Source organism: Deinococcus aquaedulcis, from assembly GCF_019693445.1.
In the GTDB taxonomy this organism is placed as follows: Bacteria; Deinococcota; Deinococci; order Deinococcales; family Deinococcaceae; genus Deinococcus; species Deinococcus aquaedulcis.
On the sequence record NZ_JAHRBL010000006.1, the window covers coordinates 121,512 to 138,003 of the forward strand.

At 70.6% G+C, this 16,492-nt stretch carries 12 protein-coding genes; 4 read left to right on the forward strand and 8 right to left on the reverse strand.

Annotation, left to right across the window (positions count from 1 at the left end; translation table 11 throughout):
• Positions 1–244 precede the first annotated feature (244 nt).
• Complete coding sequence (locus tag KMW22_RS09735) at positions 245–1,546, forward strand: DUF4139 domain-containing protein (RefSeq protein ID WP_221089853.1); 1,302 nt, start codon at positions 245–247, stop codon at positions 1,544–1,546.
• A 100-nt stretch (positions 1,547–1,646) separates the two neighbouring features.
• Here KMW22_RS09735 and KMW22_RS09740 read toward each other — a convergent pair whose 3' ends face one another.
• The 4 genes from KMW22_RS09740 to KMW22_RS09755 form a co-directional block, all read right to left on the reverse strand.
• The gene (locus KMW22_RS09740; protein ID WP_221089854.1) at positions 1,647–2,423 is read right to left on the reverse strand and encodes a methylenetetrahydrofolate reductase; all 777 of its coding nucleotides are present in this window, start codon (positions 2,421–2,423) and stop codon (positions 1,647–1,649) included.
• Positions 2,420–6,163 carry a methionine synthase gene (gene metH, locus KMW22_RS09745; protein WP_221089855.1) on the reverse strand — a complete coding sequence of 1,248 codons (3,744 nt, stop codon included), beginning with the start codon at positions 6,161–6,163 and terminating at the stop codon, positions 2,420–2,422. Before metH ends, KMW22_RS09740 begins: the two co-directional genes overlap by 4 nt.
• A 309-nt stretch (positions 6,164–6,472) precedes the next feature.
• On the reverse strand, positions 6,473–6,925 hold the full coding sequence (locus tag KMW22_RS09750; protein ID WP_221089856.1) for a hypothetical protein: 453 nt from the start codon (positions 6,923–6,925) through the stop codon (positions 6,473–6,475).
• Between the two features lie 180 nt (positions 6,926–7,105).
• Entirely contained in the window at positions 7,106–9,808 is a 2,703-nt protein-coding gene (locus tag KMW22_RS09755; RefSeq protein WP_221089857.1) for an ATP-binding protein, read from the reverse strand.
• Positions 9,809–9,931: 123 nt separating this feature from the next.
• Between KMW22_RS09755 and KMW22_RS09760 the strand changes: the two genes are divergently transcribed.
• Positions 9,932–10,177 (forward strand): hypothetical protein, encoded by a 246-nt coding sequence (locus KMW22_RS09760; protein ID WP_221089858.1) that lies wholly within the window; start codon positions 9,932–9,934, stop codon positions 10,175–10,177.
• A 10-nt stretch (positions 10,178–10,187) separates the two neighbouring features.
• On the opposite strand, the gene KMW22_RS09765 is transcribed toward KMW22_RS09760, so the two are convergent.
• The 3 genes from KMW22_RS09765 to KMW22_RS09775 all read right to left on the reverse strand — a co-directional run bounded on the left by KMW22_RS09765 (position 10,188) and on the right by KMW22_RS09775 (position 13,759).
• Positions 10,188–11,666, reverse strand: coding sequence for a class I adenylate-forming enzyme family protein (locus KMW22_RS09765; protein ID WP_221089859.1), 1,479 nt, complete (start codon positions 11,664–11,666; stop codon positions 10,188–10,190).
• The gene (locus KMW22_RS09770; RefSeq protein WP_221089860.1) at positions 11,663–12,505 is read right to left on the reverse strand and encodes an SDR family NAD(P)-dependent oxidoreductase; all 843 of its coding nucleotides are present in this window, start codon (positions 12,503–12,505) and stop codon (positions 11,663–11,665) included. Before KMW22_RS09770 ends, KMW22_RS09765 begins: the two co-directional genes overlap by 4 nt.
• 417 nt (positions 12,506–12,922) lie before the next feature.
• On the reverse strand, positions 12,923–13,759 hold the full coding sequence (locus KMW22_RS09775) for a prephenate dehydratase (RefSeq protein WP_221089861.1): 837 nt from the start codon (positions 13,757–13,759) through the stop codon (positions 12,923–12,925).
• 84 nt (positions 13,760–13,843) lie between these two features.
• Here KMW22_RS09775 and KMW22_RS09780 point away from each other — a divergent pair, with 84 nt between their 5' ends.
• On the forward strand, positions 13,844–15,247 hold the full coding sequence (locus KMW22_RS09780) for an amidase family protein (protein WP_221089914.1): 1,404 nt from the start codon (positions 13,844–13,846) through the stop codon (positions 15,245–15,247).
• Positions 15,248–15,307: 60 nt separating this feature from the next.
• Here the strand turns inward: KMW22_RS09780 and KMW22_RS09785 are convergent, their stop codons facing one another.
• Positions 15,308–15,922 carry a septum site-determining protein MinC gene (locus KMW22_RS09785; protein ID WP_221089862.1) on the reverse strand — a complete coding sequence of 205 codons (615 nt, stop codon included), beginning with the start codon at positions 15,920–15,922 and terminating at the stop codon, positions 15,308–15,310.
• Between the two features lie 104 nt (positions 15,923–16,026).
• Between KMW22_RS09785 and KMW22_RS09790 the strand changes: the two genes are divergently transcribed.
• Entirely contained in the window at positions 16,027–16,407 is a 381-nt protein-coding gene (locus KMW22_RS09790) for a S1 RNA-binding domain-containing protein (protein WP_221089863.1), read from the forward strand.
• Positions 16,408–16,492 lie beyond the last annotated feature (85 nt).

The following is a 16,492-nucleotide window of genomic DNA, read 5'->3' on the forward strand; positions in this document are numbered from 1 at the left end:
TTTGGAAGGGGGATGCGGGCAGGATGGGTCGGGTATGGCCCAGCGCCTCCACGTTCCTAGTCCTGGTACGGCGCTTGTTTCGCTTTGATTTCGAGGCGAGAGTCTGCCAGAGGAGGCGCCCCCAGCCTCATGCGGAGAACAGGTGCCTCACCCCGATCTTCGTCTCCCCGCCTTCTGTGATTTCTGTTTCATTCCTGACGGGGCCTCTCACATCTCATATTGAGAGGCGGGTCAGCATGACTTCATGAAATCAGCGCTTCCCGCCGTGCTTTCCGTCGCCTCCGCTCTGGCCCTGGGCAGTGCCCAGGCCGCCGACCTGCGTATTTACCCCAGCTTCTCGGAGGTGCGCCAGCCGGTGAGCAGCAGCACCACCACCCTCAGCGTGAACCTGCCGCAGGACACCTGGGAAAGCATTTTGGCGGGCAGCCTGGACCTGGACGGCCTGGCCTTTACGCAGGCCATTCAGAAGCAGGAGCCCAACTGGCTGGCCAGCCTGGAAGGCAAGACGGTGTACCTGAAGCGCGGCGACACCACCGAACCCGTGACGCTGGTGCGCGCCCGCGACCTGCTGGTCAAAGATGCCCAGGGCCGCTTTTTCAACGCTCGTTACGAGGAGCTGCAGTTTGATGTGCTGCCCCCCGTGAACGCCCAGCGCCCCACCCAGTCGGTGACCTACACACTGGCCCGCCCCGGGCAGGGCACCCTGGGCTACTTGACCCGCGCGGTGACGTGGCAGCCGCGCTACACCCTGAAAGCCAGCAGCGCGGGCGCCCAGCTGAGCGCCCTGGCCGATATCCGCAACACCACCGAGCAACCGTATGACGTGCAGAACACCGAGCTATACGCGGGTGACGTCAGCGTGCAGAATCAGGAAGAAGCCGCCTACATGATGCGCGACGGCGCGATGCCGCAGGTGGCTATGGCGGCGCCCGCAGCCCCTGCTCCCAAGATTCAGAGCCAGGGCGAGCTGCGCGGCCTGTACCGCTACGCCCTGACCACCCCCTTCACCCTGCCCGCCAACAGCGTGGTGACCTTGCCCTTCCTGGCGCCCAAGCTCACCACCTTTGAGCGTTACGTGGGGCTGAACACCTACTTCGGCACCGATACGCGCGAGGGGAACCTCAACCGCTTCTACCGTTTTAAGGCCGATGAGCGCCTCCCCGCCGGGCCCATCACCGTGCGCGAGGACGGCCGTATCGTGGGTCAGACGAACATTGGCGAAACGCGCGAGGGAGGCACGGTGGACTTCACGCTGGGCGAGGACCCGGATGTGGCCTACACCCGCACCGTGCAGACCACCGCGCAGGTGAAAGACGCCAAGGGCAACGTGACCAAAACGACCTACCGCGTTACCTACGCCTTTGAAAGCAGCAAGGACCGCGCCATCCGCGCCGAGGTCACCGAGCGCATTGGCGGGCGCGTGATCATCATTGACAACGCGGCGCCCGTGCGCAACCAGGGCATGGCCAGCCTGAAGGTGGACATCCCCGCCAAGGGCAAGATCAGCAAGAGCTTTACCGTGGTGGTGGACAACAGCGCCAGCTGAAGCAGGTCAGAAAAGACGCCGGGGTTGTCCGCCCCGGCGTCTTTCGTTGTGGATTGAGGGTGCTGCGGGCAGAGGCGAAGCCGCCACCTTTTTCTTCGAGCTACACCGCGTCCTGGCGCAAGGTCGCCGTCTGTTCATCCAGCAGGCCGCCCAGGTACTCCAGCACATTCACCTTGACTGGCATGAAGTAGGCATGCTGGCCACGTTGCCGGGCAAAGTGCAGCAGGTCGGCCGCGAAGGCGCGGTTGCATGCCAGCGTGGGCGCAAACGAGCGGGGAAACACCGCGTGGTTGCGCGCCCGCCAGTAGTTGAAGCTGGCTTCGGTGAGGATGCTGGTCGCCCCCCACCACACCGGCAGGTCCTCGGGGACCAGATCGGCCCAGGTGTCGGCCACGCGCAGATCGAAAAAGGGCTGGGTGAACACCCCGCAGGCGCCCGCGTCCAGCTTCCGGGCCAGATAATCCCGCTCGCGCACGAACGACTGCCGGTAGGGGTCCAGGCCAGCGTAGACGCGCAGCTGCGGCGCCTCGCGCCTCAGGCGGCGGATCAGGTCCACGGCGTCCACGTCGTACACGCGGGCGCTCATGTCGGCGGGGGCGTCGCCGGTGATCACCAGGACCTCGTCAATGCCGTGCCCGGCCAGCAGGGGCAGAAACGGCAGCGGCTCGCGGGGGTTAAAGTCCACCGCGCGCAGGTGCGGAATGGCTGCAAAGCCCGGCCGCGCAAAGCCGCACCCCGCCCAGGACCGCAGCGAGTACCGCGTGAGGTCCGGCACGTTGATGGTGTCCACTCCGCGCAGGTGCGCTGCCACCTCGGCCAGTTCAGCCCGCAGCCCCGAGCGGCTGCGTGGCACGAGTTCTACGGAGACGCGGGTCACTGGGCACCGCCTGCGGCGGTGGGTCGAAGGGTCAAAGGGTCTAAGGGTCGAGGAACAGCCGCTTCCTTAGACTCTTCGACTCTTAGAGTCTTTGGTGGCTCGCTGTCATACGCCAGGACCGGGCCCAGCCAGCGCTCGGCTTCGGCCACGGTCCAGCCTTTGCGGGCGGCGTAGTCCTCGACCTGATCGCGGCCAATGCGGCCCACGGCGAAGTAGCGGGCTTCGGGGTGGGCGAAGTAGAGGCCAGAGACCGCTGCCGCCGGGGTCATGGCACAGGACTCCGTGAGGCGCAGGCCCGCGTCCTCGGCGCCCAGCAGGGCAAAGAGGGTGCGTTTTTCGGTGTGGTCGGGTTGCGCGGGGTAGCCGGGCGCGGGGCGGATGCCCACGTAGCGTTCGCGGATCAGGGCGTCGTTGTCCAGCGCCTCGTTGGGGGCGTAACCCCAGTGGCGCACCCGCACGTCGCGGTGCAGTTTTTCCGCAAAAGCTTCGGCCAGCCGGTCGGCCAGCGCCTTGACCAGAATGGCGTTGTAGTCGTCATGCGCCGCTTCAAACTGCGCCGCCAGGGCTTCGGCGCCGTGGATCGCCACCGCGAAGGCGCCCACATGGTCGCTCGCCGTCTGCACGAAGTCGGCCAGGGCGATGTTCGGGCCCGTCTGGTCGCGCTGCTGGCGCAAGGTGTGGAGGACCGTTGATGGTTGACCGCCAATGGTTGATCGTTCTGCATCAACGGTCAACCGTTCACCGTCAACCACAATGTCGTCCCCGTTCCGCCGCGCCGGCCACAGGCCGATGACCCCGCGCGCCTTGAAGAGCCCCTCGGCCACGATGCGGTTCAGGAGGGTCTGGGCGTCGGCAAACAGACGACGCGCCTCCTCGCCGCGCAAGGGGTCAGACAGGATGGTGGGATAGAGGCCCTTCATTTCCCAGGCAATGAAAAAGGGCGTCCAGTCAATGAACGGCAACAGGTCGGCCAGGGGTTGCTCTATGACCTGGCGGCCGGGTTCGCGCGGCGCGGGGGCCGGGGTGGGGAAGAGCTGCGGGGCGCGGGTGCGGGCCTCGGCCAGGGGCAGCAGGCGCACCTGCCGGCCTGCGTGACGTTCGCGCAGGGCGTCGTACTCGGTGCGGATGCGGGCCTGCACCCCCGCCGCGTCCGAGAGCAGTTCGGCGGTGGTGGTCACGGCGCGGCTGGCGTCCAGCACATGCACCACCGGGCCCGGGTAGGCAGGCGCAATCTTGACCGCCGTGTGTGCCCGGCTGGTGGTGGCGCCGCCGATCAGCAGCGGCAGCGTGAGGCCCCGGCGCGTCATCTCGCGCGCCACGCCCACCATCTCGTCCAGGCTGGGGGTGATCAGGCCCGACAGGCCAATCACGTCCGCGCCGAGGCGCGCGGCCTCGTCCAGAATCTTCTCGGTGGGCACCATCACGCCCAGGTCGGTGACCTGATAGCCGTTGCAGGCCAGCACCACGCCCACGATGTTCTTGCCGATGTCGTGCACGTCGCCCTTTACGGTGGCGAGCAGCACCTTGCCCTTGCCGCCGCCCGCCTGCTTCTGGGCTTCCAGGTAGGGGGTCAGGTGGGCCACGGCACGTTTCATGACGCGGGCGGACTTGACCACCTGGGGCAGGAACATCTTGCCGGCCCCGAACAGGTCGCCCACCACGTTCATGCCGGCCATCAGCGGCCCCTCAATCACCGCCAGCGGCGAGCCCAGCAGGCGGTAGGCTTCCTCGGCGTCCTCGACCACATGGTCGGTGATGCCCTGCACCAGCGCGTGCTTCAGGCGCTCGTACACGTCCCACTCGCGCCACGCGCTGACTGCGCCCGCTTCGCGCTTGACGCCCTTGTACTGCTCGGCCAGCGCCAGCAGTCGCTCAGTGGCGCCCCCCTGGCGGGCCAGAATCACGTCTTCCACCGCCTCCCGCAGCTCGGGCTCAATGTCTTCGTACACCGCCAGCATCCCGGCGTTCACGATGCCCATGTCCAGCCCCGCGCGGATGGCGTGGTACAGGAACACCGCGTGCATCGCCTCGCGCACATGGTTGTTGCCCCGGAACGAGAACGACACGTTGGAGATGCCGCCCGACACCAGCGCCCCCGGCAGGTTGGCCTTGATCCAGCGCGTGGCCTCGATAAAGTCCAGGGCGTAGCGGTCGTGTTCCTCAATGCCGGTGGCGACCGTCAGCACGTTGGGGTCGAAAATGATGTCCTGGGGCGGAAAGTCGGCCTGCTGGGTCAGCAGGTGGTAGGCGCGCGAGCAGATCTGGACGCGCCGCTGCACGGTGTCGGCCTGCCCCTGTTCGTCAAAGGCCATGACCACCGCCGCCGCCCCGTAGCGGCGCAGCAGCCGGGCGCGGGCCAGGAAGGTGGCCTCGCCGTCCTTGAGCGAGATGGAATTGACCACCGCCTTGCCCTGTACCCGCTTCAGGCCCGCCTCCAGAATCTCCCAGCGCGAGGAATCCAGCATCAGCGGCACCCGGGCAATGTCGGGTTCGCCGGCCAGCAGGTTCAGGAACTTCACCATCGCCGCCTCGCCGTCCAGCATGCCTTCGTCGAAGTTCACGTCGATCAGCTGCGCGCCGTTCTCGACCTGCTGGCGGGCAATTTTCAGGCCCGCGTCGTAATCGCCCGCCAGAATGGCCTTGGCGAACCGGGGGCTGCCCGTCACGTTGGTGCGCTCGCCCACGTTCACGAAGTTGGTCTCCGGGGTGACCTTGAAGGCTTCCAGGCCGCTCAGGCGCAGCCTTGCTGGGAGACGGGGGGCGGTGCGCGGGGGGATGTCCTTTACAGCCTCGGCAATGGCGCGAATGTGCTCCGGGGTGGTGCCGCAGCAGCCGCCCACGATGTTCACCAGCCCCTCGCGGGCAAAGTCGGCCAGCACAGCGGCGGTGTGGGCCGGCGTTTCGTCGTACTCGCCGAAGGCGTTGGGCAGGCCCGCGTTGGGGTGCACCGACACCAGCGCCTCTGTGGCGCGGGCGATCTCGCGCAGGTGCGGGCGCAGCAGATCGGCCCCCAGCGCGCAGTTCAGGCCCAGGCTGAACAGCCGCGCGTGCGCCGTGCTGATGGCAAAGGCTTCGGGCGTCTGTCCGCTGAGGGTGCGGCCCGAGGCGTCCGTGATGGTGCCCGACAGCATGATCGGGAGGGTGCGGCCCGCGCGGGCAAAGGCCTCCTCGCAGGCGAACAGGGCCGCCTTGGCGTTCAGGGTGTCAAAGACTGTTTCCAGCAGCAGCAGGTCGGCGCCGCCCTCGATTAAGCCCTCGGCGGCCTCGCAGTAGGCGGCCACCAGTTCGTCGAAAGTGACGTTGCGAAAGTCCGGGCGCTCCACATCCGGCGAGAGGGTGGCGGTGCGGTTGGTGGGGCCAATGGAGCCGGCCACCCAGCGGGGCCGGCCATCACGCGCGGTGAATTCGTCGGCCACCTCGCGCGCCAGCCGGGCGCCCGCCACGTTCATGGCGCGGGCGTGCGCCTGCGTGCCGTAGTCTGCCTGACTGATGGTGGTGGCATTAAAAGTGTTCGTGCTGGCGATGTCCGCCCCGGCTTCAAAGTAGGCGCGGTGAACAGCGCGGATCACGTCGGGGCGGGTGAGCTGCAGCAGGTCGAAGTTGCCCCGGTACATGCGCAGCGGATCGGCGTCCGGCAGGCGGAAATCGGCTTCGGTGAGCCCGGCGCGCTGCAGTTGCGTGCCCCAGGCCCCGTCCAGAACAAGAATACGTTGGTGCGCCTCGGCGTGGAGGTCCGTCACGGTGCTTACCCCTTCCAGCTGGTGGCGGTGGGCCCCAGCCCTGAGGGGCAGCCACCGCCCTTGTCGTTGCAGCGTCCTTGCGCCGCCCTGCGGGCCATCGAATTCGCTCGCGCCATCGTCAGCGCCGTGCGGAAACTTCCTGGGAGCACCGGTGCCGAAATGTTGGCCGGTTGCCACGCCTTCACGGGGCAGGAAAAACCCTCGGGCGGTTCTGGATGACCACGCCTGAGTTCAGGGCGCGGTAAAGGGGAGGATAGCGCAGGGCTGCGGGACAGGCGCTACCCCCGCATGGACAGGTTCAGCGGGCGATCAGGCGGGTTGGAGCCAGGAGGCCAGCTGCTGCCGGAGATTCGCTTGTCCTACAACGAATGACACCTCATACAGACACCACGCTGCACTGTCCAGGGGGTCCCGGGTCGGGTCCGAGGCCTCGCACATGGCGCAGAGGCTACGGGCCGCCAGGAACAGAGGATCAGGGCTGTCGGCTGCGCGGTGCAGCGGCTCGCCTGAATCCGCCGCCTCATCGGCAATAGCGTCAAATTCCTCAGCCTGCGTTCGTAGAGATGAACGCCCTGGCACGGGCTGACCTTGCCGGATGGCGTCTAGCTGCTGCGCAAACTGCAGGTGATCCATCCCAGCGGTGCTCAGGGCCAGTTCAATACTGTGGGCACTCAGGCGCCTCAGGGTCTCCGGTTCTTGGCGCTGCAGAAGCCGGGCCAGGGCTTCGTCTTCCAGCAGGCGACCGAGCTTCTCTCCATCCATCTGGTCATTCTGCTGCAAGCCGGTTCGCTGGCGCCCGCTTCCACCCCCACGGCTCTTGCCCGCCGGGAATGCGTCGGTCCTGCCATGGCCTCGACTGAAGGGGGGTAGACGCCTGCCCCTTTCCTGTGCCCATTCACTGCCATGGCATCGTCTGGGCGACTGGTGGACTCGTCGCCCGGGTCAGCGGTGCTCGACCAAGCCCACCGTCGCCAGCACCGGCCGCAGCACGTCCCAGCCGTCCTCGCCCTGGGGAGACAGCAGCGTCTGCGCCTCCAAGGCCAGGGCGCGGGCGGCATCGTGATCGCCGGTGTCCAGGGCCAGCGCGGCCTGCTCGGCCACGATCAGACCGCGAATAGAACCGGCGTTCAGGGTGCGGGCGCAAGTGTCGGCGTCGGTCAGCGCCGCCGCTGCGTCCCGGCACTGGCCCAGGCGGCGCAGGCTGGCCCCGTAGCGCCACAGGCTCAGCACGCGGCCCCGGGTGGGGGTTTCACCGGGCAGGGCGTCCAATGAGGCGCGGTACTGCTCGGCGGCCCGCTCAAACTGGCCACTCTGAAAATGGCTGTAGCCCAGCCAGTACAGGATGTTGGACCGGCGCGCCGGGGCGGGCCCGTGCGTCAGGGCGCGGTTCAGGGCCGCTTCGGCCTCGGGCCAGCGCTCCAGGCAGGCCAGGGCGGCGCCGCTTTCCAGCAGCAGCGCCGAGTGGTGGTCGGCGCTGAGCAGTGGGCCCCAGGTGTTCAGGGCCGCCTGCACGGTGGCCACTGCCGCCTCGTAGTCGTCCTGCTCGGTGCAGAACTTGGCGTGGTGTGTGGCGTGCTCGGCGTGCAGGGCGGGGTCCTGGGTGCGGTGGGCCAGGGTCTGCATGGCCGCCAGCGCCTGCGCGCGGGTGGCCGGGTCATCCAGATGGCGGCATAGCTCGCTGCGGGCGGCATGCAGGGCAAAAGCGGCCTGTGGCGGGGGGGAACCTGCTAGGGCCCGGGCATACAGGTCCAGGGCCTCGGCGTGGGCGTAGAGCCCGGCGGCCTCCTGCGCGGCCTGCTGCCAGTGCGGCCACGCCAGAGGGCCTTCGCCCGCCTGTTCGAAGTGGCGGGCCACCGCAGCGGCGGGGGTGCCCGGGGGGGCCAGCCGCGCCAGCCGGCCATGGAGCAGCCCCGCGCGCGGCGCCCCCATGCCCGCCGCCAGCACCCGGCGGTGCAGGTGGTGCCCAAAGCGGTAGGCCGGGCCCTCGGGCACGATCAGCCGGGCGGCCTCGGCGCGCTCCAGGGCGTCCAGGGCGGCCAGTTCGGGGAGGTCGCAGGCGGCGGCCACCAGGGCCACCGGAAAGATTTCGCCCCACAGCGCCCCCGCCTGCAGCAGCTGCCGCGTCTGGGGGCCCAGGCGCTCCACCCGCTGCGCGATGGCGGCGGCCACGCTGCTGGAAATGGGGACCTCGGCGTAATCCACCGTCGAGGCGTCAAAGGGGGTATGCCAGCGCCCGCCACGCTCGGTGAGCAGGCCGCGCTCCCGCAGATCGCGCAGGGTTTCGAGCAAGAACAGCGGATGCCCGGCGGTGGCTTCAAACAGGCGGCGGCTGAACAGCGGCGCCGGGGCCCCCGAGAGGCGCTCGATCAGGCGGGCTACCTCGGTCTCGCCCAGTTCGGCCAGCGCGAGGCGCGGGGGGTCCAGGCGGGCCAGCACAGCCTGAAGGTCGGCGCGGGCGGCCAGCTCGCCGGGCCGGGCGGTCAGCCACAGCCGGGGCACGCCCCGGTGCAGCGCCAGAAAGGCTGCTTCCAGCGTGCTGGGGTCCAGCCAGTGCAGGTCCTCCACGATCAGGGTGTGCCCGCTGCACAGGCTCACCAGGGCCTGGGCCAGTGCGTCCAGCAGGGCGGCGCGGTCGGTCAGGCCCGGGACGCCGGGGGCGGCCAGGGCGGCACTCAGCACCGGCCGCAGCCGTTCGGGGCAGCGGTGCAGCCCCGCGCTTCTCAGCAGGTCCAGCAGCGCGCCGTAGGGCAGCGGCGTGAGTTCCGCCGCGCCGCGCACCACCAGCGCGTCCCCGGCCGCCTCGGTGACCAGCCGGGTTTTGCCCACGCCCGCCTCGCCCAGCACCAGCGTCAGGCGGCCAGCGCGCAGGGCGGCGCAGTCGGCCTCGCGGCCCACCAGCGGCACGCCCGCCGGGCGCGGGCTGGCCGCCGGGCCCGACAGCAGCGCGTCCACCTGGGCTTTCAGGGCCACGGTGGCGGGCAGGGGACCTGCGCCCAGTTCCTGACGCAGCCGCCGCTCCAGGGTCTCGTAGGCGGCCAGGGCGTCGGCGGGCTGGCCCAGGGCCAGATGCGCGTCCATGACGGCGCGCACGGTGCGTTCGCGCAGGGGGTCCAGGCTCAGGGCGCGGCGGTGGCCCTCCAGGGCGGCGGCCCAGTGACCGGCCCCGGCGTGGGCGGCAGCGGCGGCGTCCAGGGCGCGCAACTGGTCTTCAAAGGCGGCCTGCGCCGTGGCCTCGTGCCAGTCCTCGAAGGTGGCGGCGCCCGGCACGCTCAGGTGATCCAGAAAGCGGCCCCCGGCCAGGGCGGCGGCCTGCCCCGGCTCGCCCCTGGCCAGCGCGGCGCGCAGTTCAGTCAGGTCCACGCGCACGCTGGGGCACAGGGCCAGCGCTGACCCCGACACCTCCAGCCACGCCCCCACCCCGCAGGCCCGCAGGCGGTGCACCTGCACCCGCAGGTTGCGCCGCGCCGCGCCCTCGTCCTGGTCGGTCCACAGCAGGTCGGCCAGCACCTCGCGCGGGGTCTGGCCTTCCAGGGCAAGGTACGCCAGCAGCGCCAGACTCTTGCCGGGGACGTCCAGCGCCCCACCGTCCAGGGTGACCTGCGGCACGCCCAGCGTCTTGAGATACAGCCCGGCCTGGGGGGTCATGTGGACCCTCAGTGTACGCCGGGGCGGACGCCGGGTCATCTGGGGTGCGGGGCACGCGCCCGCAGCGGGGTGGGGCGCCTCTGCAACGCCCGCGCAACACTCGCTCTTCTACGCTGGCCCACGATGAAGCCTGTTCGCCCCGACCCCAGCCTCCCTTTGCCCCAGCCGCCCGAGGCGGGGGCCGTCCCTGGCCCGGACAGCGGCCCCGAAGAGTACGTGCTGCGCATTGAACGCCGCCCGGGCGGCCTGCGCCTGCACCTGCGCGAGGGCCGCGCGCCCCAGCAACCGGTGACGTGGCGCGAATTCCCCGACACCGACGCCCTGCTGCGCCACCTGTGGACCCTGCTGGAGCCCGGCGGGCTGCGGTAGCGCCCAGGGCCTAGCGGGCCACGGGAAGGCTGGCTTCGCTCAGCCGGGCCCGCAACTCGGCGCGGGCCACCTTGCCGGTTTCGGTGCGCGGCAGGGCGGGCAGAACCGTCAGCCGGGGGCGCAGGCGGCGGGGAAGGACCGCTTCCAGCCGCTGGTGCAGCGTGGCCGCGCCGCCCTCTTCTGGTGCCAGCTCCACGAAGGCCAGGGGCGCCTGTCCGTATTCCGCGCACGGCACCCCGAACACCGCGCAGGCCCGCACGCCGGGCTGCGCGCACAGCACCGCTTCAAGCTGCGCGGGCCACACGTTCTCGCCGCCCACGATCATCAGGTCGTCGGCGCGGCCCCGCAGGTGCACGCGCCCAGCTGGGTCCAGGGTGCCCAGGTCCCCGGTGTTCAGCCACCCGCGCGACAGCAGGCCGCGCACCTGTAACTGGCCGTCTGGGGCCGTCTGCACCTGCACGCCGGGCAGTGGGGGCCCCACGCTGCCCGGCGTGGCGCGCAGGTCGTCGGGGGTGGCCAGGGCGATCAGGCCCGTTTCGGTGCTGCCGTAGAGGTTGAACAGCATGTCGCCCAGGCGCGCCTGGGTCTGCACCACCAGCGCGGGGTCCAGCGGCGCCGAGCCGCAAATGACCGTGTGGAGCGCGGGGGCGTGGCCCGCTTCCTGCAGCAGCCGGCGCAGCAGGGTGGGCACCACGACCAGCGTCCCCACCTGTTCCTGTGCCAACACGGTCCAGAGTTCTGCTGCCCTGGCCCCCCGGCGCAGGTGCAGCGGTGTGCCCAGCGCGAGGGCCAGCGCCAGGGTGCTGAGGCCGTGGCCGTGCCACAGCGGCAGGGGCAACAGGGCCGCGCGCTCCCGGGCGGGGCGCAGAGCCTGCAGCAGCCGCAGCCCCACCCGGCCGGCCGCCCGGGGTGAGACCCGGCGCGTGACCACCTGGGGCTCACCGGTGGTCCCGGAGGTCAGCAGCACCGGGCGGCCGGCGCGGGGCCAGCCAGGGCGGGGTGCGCTGGGTTGAGGCTGGCCGCCTGGGGCCCCCGCCGTCAGTGCCACCGTGGGCAGGTTCAGTGCGCCCAGCCGGGGGTCATCGGTCAGCAGCGCGCGGATGGGGTGGCCTCCCAGGCGCCGGGCCACCTCGTCGGGCGGGCCCGGGGGCACCAGCAGCACCCGCGCCCCCACCCGCAGTGCCCCCAGCAGCCCGGCCACAAAGGGCCGCCCACCCTCGCTGCACAGCGCGGCCCAGTCGCCAGGGCGGACGCAGGGGCCCAGGCGGGCCGCCACCTCATCAGCGCGTGCTTGCAGCTGTGCCCAGGTGGCGGGCCCGTCCGCATCGGTCAGTGCCAAGCGGTGGGGGGTGCGCCGCGCGTGCCACGCCACCAGTGCATAAAGGGTTGGCCCATGCCGCAGCACGGCTGCCGCCAGCCCCAGCAAGGCCCTTGGTGGTGCTGGAGCCAGCACCCCGGTGGCCGTGATCGCGCGCCACGCGGCCCTCATGGGTGGGCCGCCAGCCGGCTTTCCAGACGTTCGAGCGCCCCCAGCGCGCGGCCCAGGGCGTGTGGCGCCAGCAGGCCCGCGAGTTCCACGCCCCGCAGCCACCACGGCGCGGCGCGCACCACCGGACGCACCAGGGGCCACGTCACAGCCTGCGCGGCGTCCTCGGCACTCAGGGCAGGCAAAGCGCGGTAGGCGCGGGTGGGGGCGCTCATGGGGGTGCGCACCAGGGGCAGGTACACACTGGCCACCCGCACGTGCGGCCATTCAGTGCCAGCGGCGTGCAGCCACAGGTCAAAGCCTGCCTTGCTGCCCTGGTAGGCGCTCCAGCGCGGGGCGCCCACATGCCGCGCCGACACACTGGATACGTTCACCACCACGCCCCCGGCTGCCAGCGCGGGCAAGAGCGCCAGCAGCAGCGCCGCCGGCCCACTGAAATTCACCGCCAGCAGCCGGGACAGGTCCTGCTTGGCCTCGCCGTCCTGCGCCCGGCGCCGCACCGAGCGCCCCGCGTTGCTGATCACCGCGTGCAGCTGGGGGTGGTCCGCCCGCAGGCGCGCCGCCACCGCCTGCACCTCGGCCGGGTCGGCCAGATTGGCGGGGTAGACGTGGGCCTGCCCCCCAGCTGCGCGAATCTGCCCCGCCACGGTGTCCAGTGCCGCCTCCCGCCGCGCCAGCAGCAGCACAGTAGCCCCCGCCTGTCCCAGGTGCCGCGCGGTGGCCGCCCCAATCCCCGAGGACGCCCCCGTGACCAGAATGGTGCGCCCCGCCACTGCCCGCCGCAGCGCCCTGGGATCACGGCAGGCCGGCGGAGAGAGCAGCAGGCGGGCCAGGGCAGACATGAAGACATGATAAAGGTGGAGAGGCGGATGGCCTATGGCTCAAAGCCAGGGTTCGGACCATTTGATATGGAGGCCGATGGAATCGTTCAGAGCGACGATTCACTGCGGTCGGAGGGACTCGCAGAGCGGCAGAGCAGAGAGGGAGAACAGGCGGACGTTCGGGCGTAGCGCTGGCAATCCAGCTCTGCTGCGGATTTTGGGCGGTGCAGACAGAAACCTTGTCAACGGGCTATGGGGAGCGGGCCGACGAACCTATCCGCCTCCCGTGTGGACAACTCACCAAGGTGAGAACTTAGGCAGTGGCGCCGACAAGGGAGAACGGGGCTGCCGGCCCAGACAACGTTGTCGCAACTGCCCTCCCACAGCGCCCGAACAGCCCCCCGGCCCATGGCTCATGGCCCAAAGCCCATGGCCCCTTCACCCCACCGTGCCCTGGGCCGCCGGGTACGAGCCGATGATCTTGGCGTAGCTGGCTTTGCGCAGCACGCCCGCCAGGGCCTGGGCCACCTGGGGGTCCTGGGCGTGGCCCTCAATATCCACGTAGATCAGGTAACTCCAGGCGCGGTCACGGCGGGGGCGGCTTTCAATGCGCGAGAGGTTCAGGCCGCGCAGTTCGCCCAGCGTTTCCACCAGAAAGCCGGGGGTGTGGCGCACGGCGAACACAAGGCTGGTCTTGTGCGGCACCGGGCTGGGCGCCGGTTCCTGGCGCGCCAGGATCATGAAGCGGGTGTAGTTAAACGGCTCGTCCTCGATTTCGCGGGCCAGAATCGTCAGGCCGTACAGTTCGGCGGCGCGCGCGCTGGCAATGGCCGCCAGATCGCGCTCGCCACTGGCCGCCAGGTTCTTGGCGCTGCCGGCCGTGTCGTGCGCTGCCACCGGTTGCCAGCCGTGCTGCCGAATCAGGCCCGTGCACTGGTCCAGCGCGGGCTGCTGGCTCGCCACCCGCCGGATGTCCTGCAAGTCCACGCCGGGCAGGGCCATCAGGCAGTGCGACACGCGCACCACCACTTCCCCGGTCACATGCAGGTCGGTTTCGCTGAGCAGGTCAATGCTCTGGTGAATGGCGCCCATCAGGCTGTTTTCCACCGGCAGCACGCCGCAGGCCACCTCGCCGCTCTCCACGGCGCGCGCCACCTCGTGAAAGGTGGGGTAGCCGCGCGCCGTGGCCCCAGGCGCGGCGTTCAGCGCGGCGATCTCGCCGTACGAGCCGGGATTGCCCTGAAAGGCCACGGTGGGGGCAGAAGACTGACTCATGCCTGCGAGGCTAGCGCGCTGGACTGAAGCCCAGACGGCGGCACATAGACGTATGGCGCGCGTATCGTGGGCGGCGTGACCTCCATGCCTGATCCCATTCTGGACCTGGACGCTGTAACGCTGGGCGCCGCCACCCGCCGGGGCGACCTCACCTGCTCTGAAGTGACCCGGCTGTACCTGGGGCGCGTGGGGGCCCTGAACCCGGCGCTGCGCGCGGTGATCACGGTCAGTCCCCGGGCCCAGGCCGACGCCGACGCCCTGGACAGCCTGCCCCGCGCGGCGCGCGGCCCGCTGCACGGCGTGCCCATGCTGATCAAGGACAACATTGACGTGGCGGGCCTGCCCACCACGGCCGGCAGCGCCCTGCTGCGCGGGCATGTACCTGCCGCCGACGCCCCGCTGGTGGCCCGGCTGCGCGCGGCGGGCGCGGTGATTCTGGGCAAGGCCAACCTGACCGAATGGGCCAATTTCATGACCCTGGGCATGCCCAACGGCTATTCCAGCGCGGGCGGCCAGACGGTCAACCCCTGGGGCGAGGGCCTGGATACGGGCGGCAGCAGTTCGGGCAGCGGGGTGGCCGTGGCCGCCCGGCTGTGCGTGGCCGCCATTGGCACCGAAACCAGCGGCAGCATCGTCAGCCCGGCGCACCAGAACGGGGTGATCGGCCTGAAACCCACGCTGGGGCTGGTGCCGCGCACGGGCATTGTGCCCATCAGCCACAGCCAGGACACGGCCGGGCCCATCACCCGCAGTGCCCGCGACGCCGCCCTGATTCTCTCCGTGATTGCTGGCCCCGACGCTCACGACGAGGCCAGCCGCCGCCTCCCCGTGCCGGACCTGACGTTGATGGAAGCGGCCCTGAACGGCGCGGCCATTGGCATCATCCGGGATGAAGCCGGGCTGGACGAGCGCGAAACCGCCTCGCTGGCCCGGGTGCGGCTGGCCCTGCAGGAGGCTGGCGCGCAGGTGCAGGACCTGGACTTTCCCTCTCGCGCCGACCTGGGTACTCACGGCTGGGGCCTGGAAGTGCTGCTGTACGAGTTCAAGGGAGACCTGAACGCGTACCTGGCCGGGGTGGAGCACGGCCCGCACACCATGCAGGAGGTCATTGAGGCCAATGACCGCGACCCCGACCGCCTCCTGCGCTATGGCCAGACCCTGCTGCACGCCGCGCAGGGCACCCGGGGCGACGGGGGAGAAGCCGCCTACCGCCTTGCCCGCACCCGCGACCTGAACCTCACCCGCGCCCGGGGCTTCGACACCCTGTTTGCCCGGGGCCTGGACCTCGTGCTGTTCCCCGGCATTCGTGGCTACCACCTCGCCGCCAAGGCCGGGTACCCCAGCGTGGCCGTCCCGGTTCCCCGCGACGGGGGCGTGCAGCCCGGCGGCGTCCTGCTGGTGGCCCCCGCCGGCGCCGACGCCCTGCTGCTGGCAGGCGCCGCGCATCTGAACCGCGTGCTGGGCGGGGTGCGGTTTCCCAAGGGGTGAGTGGACAGTGGGGAGTGGTCTTGAGCTTTTGCCACTTCCCACTTCCCACTCCCCACTCCCCTATTTCTGCACGTCAATCCGAATCGCGCCGTCCAGCAGCCTCGCCATTTCCGGCACCGGCTGGTCGTCGCGGTGGCGCATGGTGCTCAGGCTGCTGCCTTCGGGGGCGCGGGCCACGGCGTCGGCAATGCGGATCTGGGCGCTGGCAATCGGCCGGGCCCAGACCATCGCCTCGCTGTTGCCGGTGCAGCCCGCGTGCGCCAGCCCGCGCAGGGCCCCCACCACGATCACGTCGCCCCCGGCCAGGATCTCGGCGCCAGGGTTCACGTCGCCCAGCACGATCACGCTGCCGGGGTAGGACTCGCGCATGCCCGCGCGCAGGGTGTGCGGCACGATCTGCAGGCGGGGCGCGGGCGCCTGCAGGTCGGGGGCTGCACTGGCGGGGGCAGGCACGCTCACACGCGGCGCGCGCACCCGGCCCGGTGTGCCGCCCGCCGCCCGGATGCGCTGCAGGGCCACCTCCAGCGCTTCGGGGTCGGCGTCGCCCTGAATTTCGATGGTCACGTGGCTGGCCAGCAGTTCGGTGCGGGCGTCCAGTGCGTCCTGTACGGCCTGCGCCGTGTCTCCGGGTTCCAGGAGCAGGTTCAGGCCCCCCAGCGTGCCGCGCAACTTCATGAGGCTAATCTAGCGCGCTCATGAAGTTATGGTGCCTGTGCGGCCCCCCACCCGGTGGCGGGGATGGTGTACCATGAGCTCCATGCTTTTCAAGGAGACCTCCTTTGGTGCAGCTTGATTCCGGCGCGGTCGTGGAGGGCCGCGTAACGCGCGTGACGGACTTCGGCGCGTTCATCCAGTTCGAGAACGGTGAGACGGGCCTCGTGCACATCTCCCAGATCGCGCATTCCTTTGTTCGGAATATCCACGATCACGTCCGCGAGGGCGAGAACGTGGAGGTCAAGGTGCTGGGCCGCGACGAGCGTGGCCGCCTGGACCTGTCCATCAAGGAACTGCTGGAAGAACCCGAAGAGGTGCCCCGTCCGCGCGCCATTGGGCGCCAGAGCCCCCAGTTCGAGGCCAAGCTACGCTCGTTCATGCGAGACGCCAAGGAGCGCACCACCGGCGGAGGCGGCAAGAAGCCTTCGACCAAGCGCAAGAAGTAAGCCGCGCCGCGCCCCGGCGCAGTGCGCCCCCACCCCTAGTTGGGTGGGGGTTTATTGTTGTGTTTTATGGCCCTGGTGGCGGCGG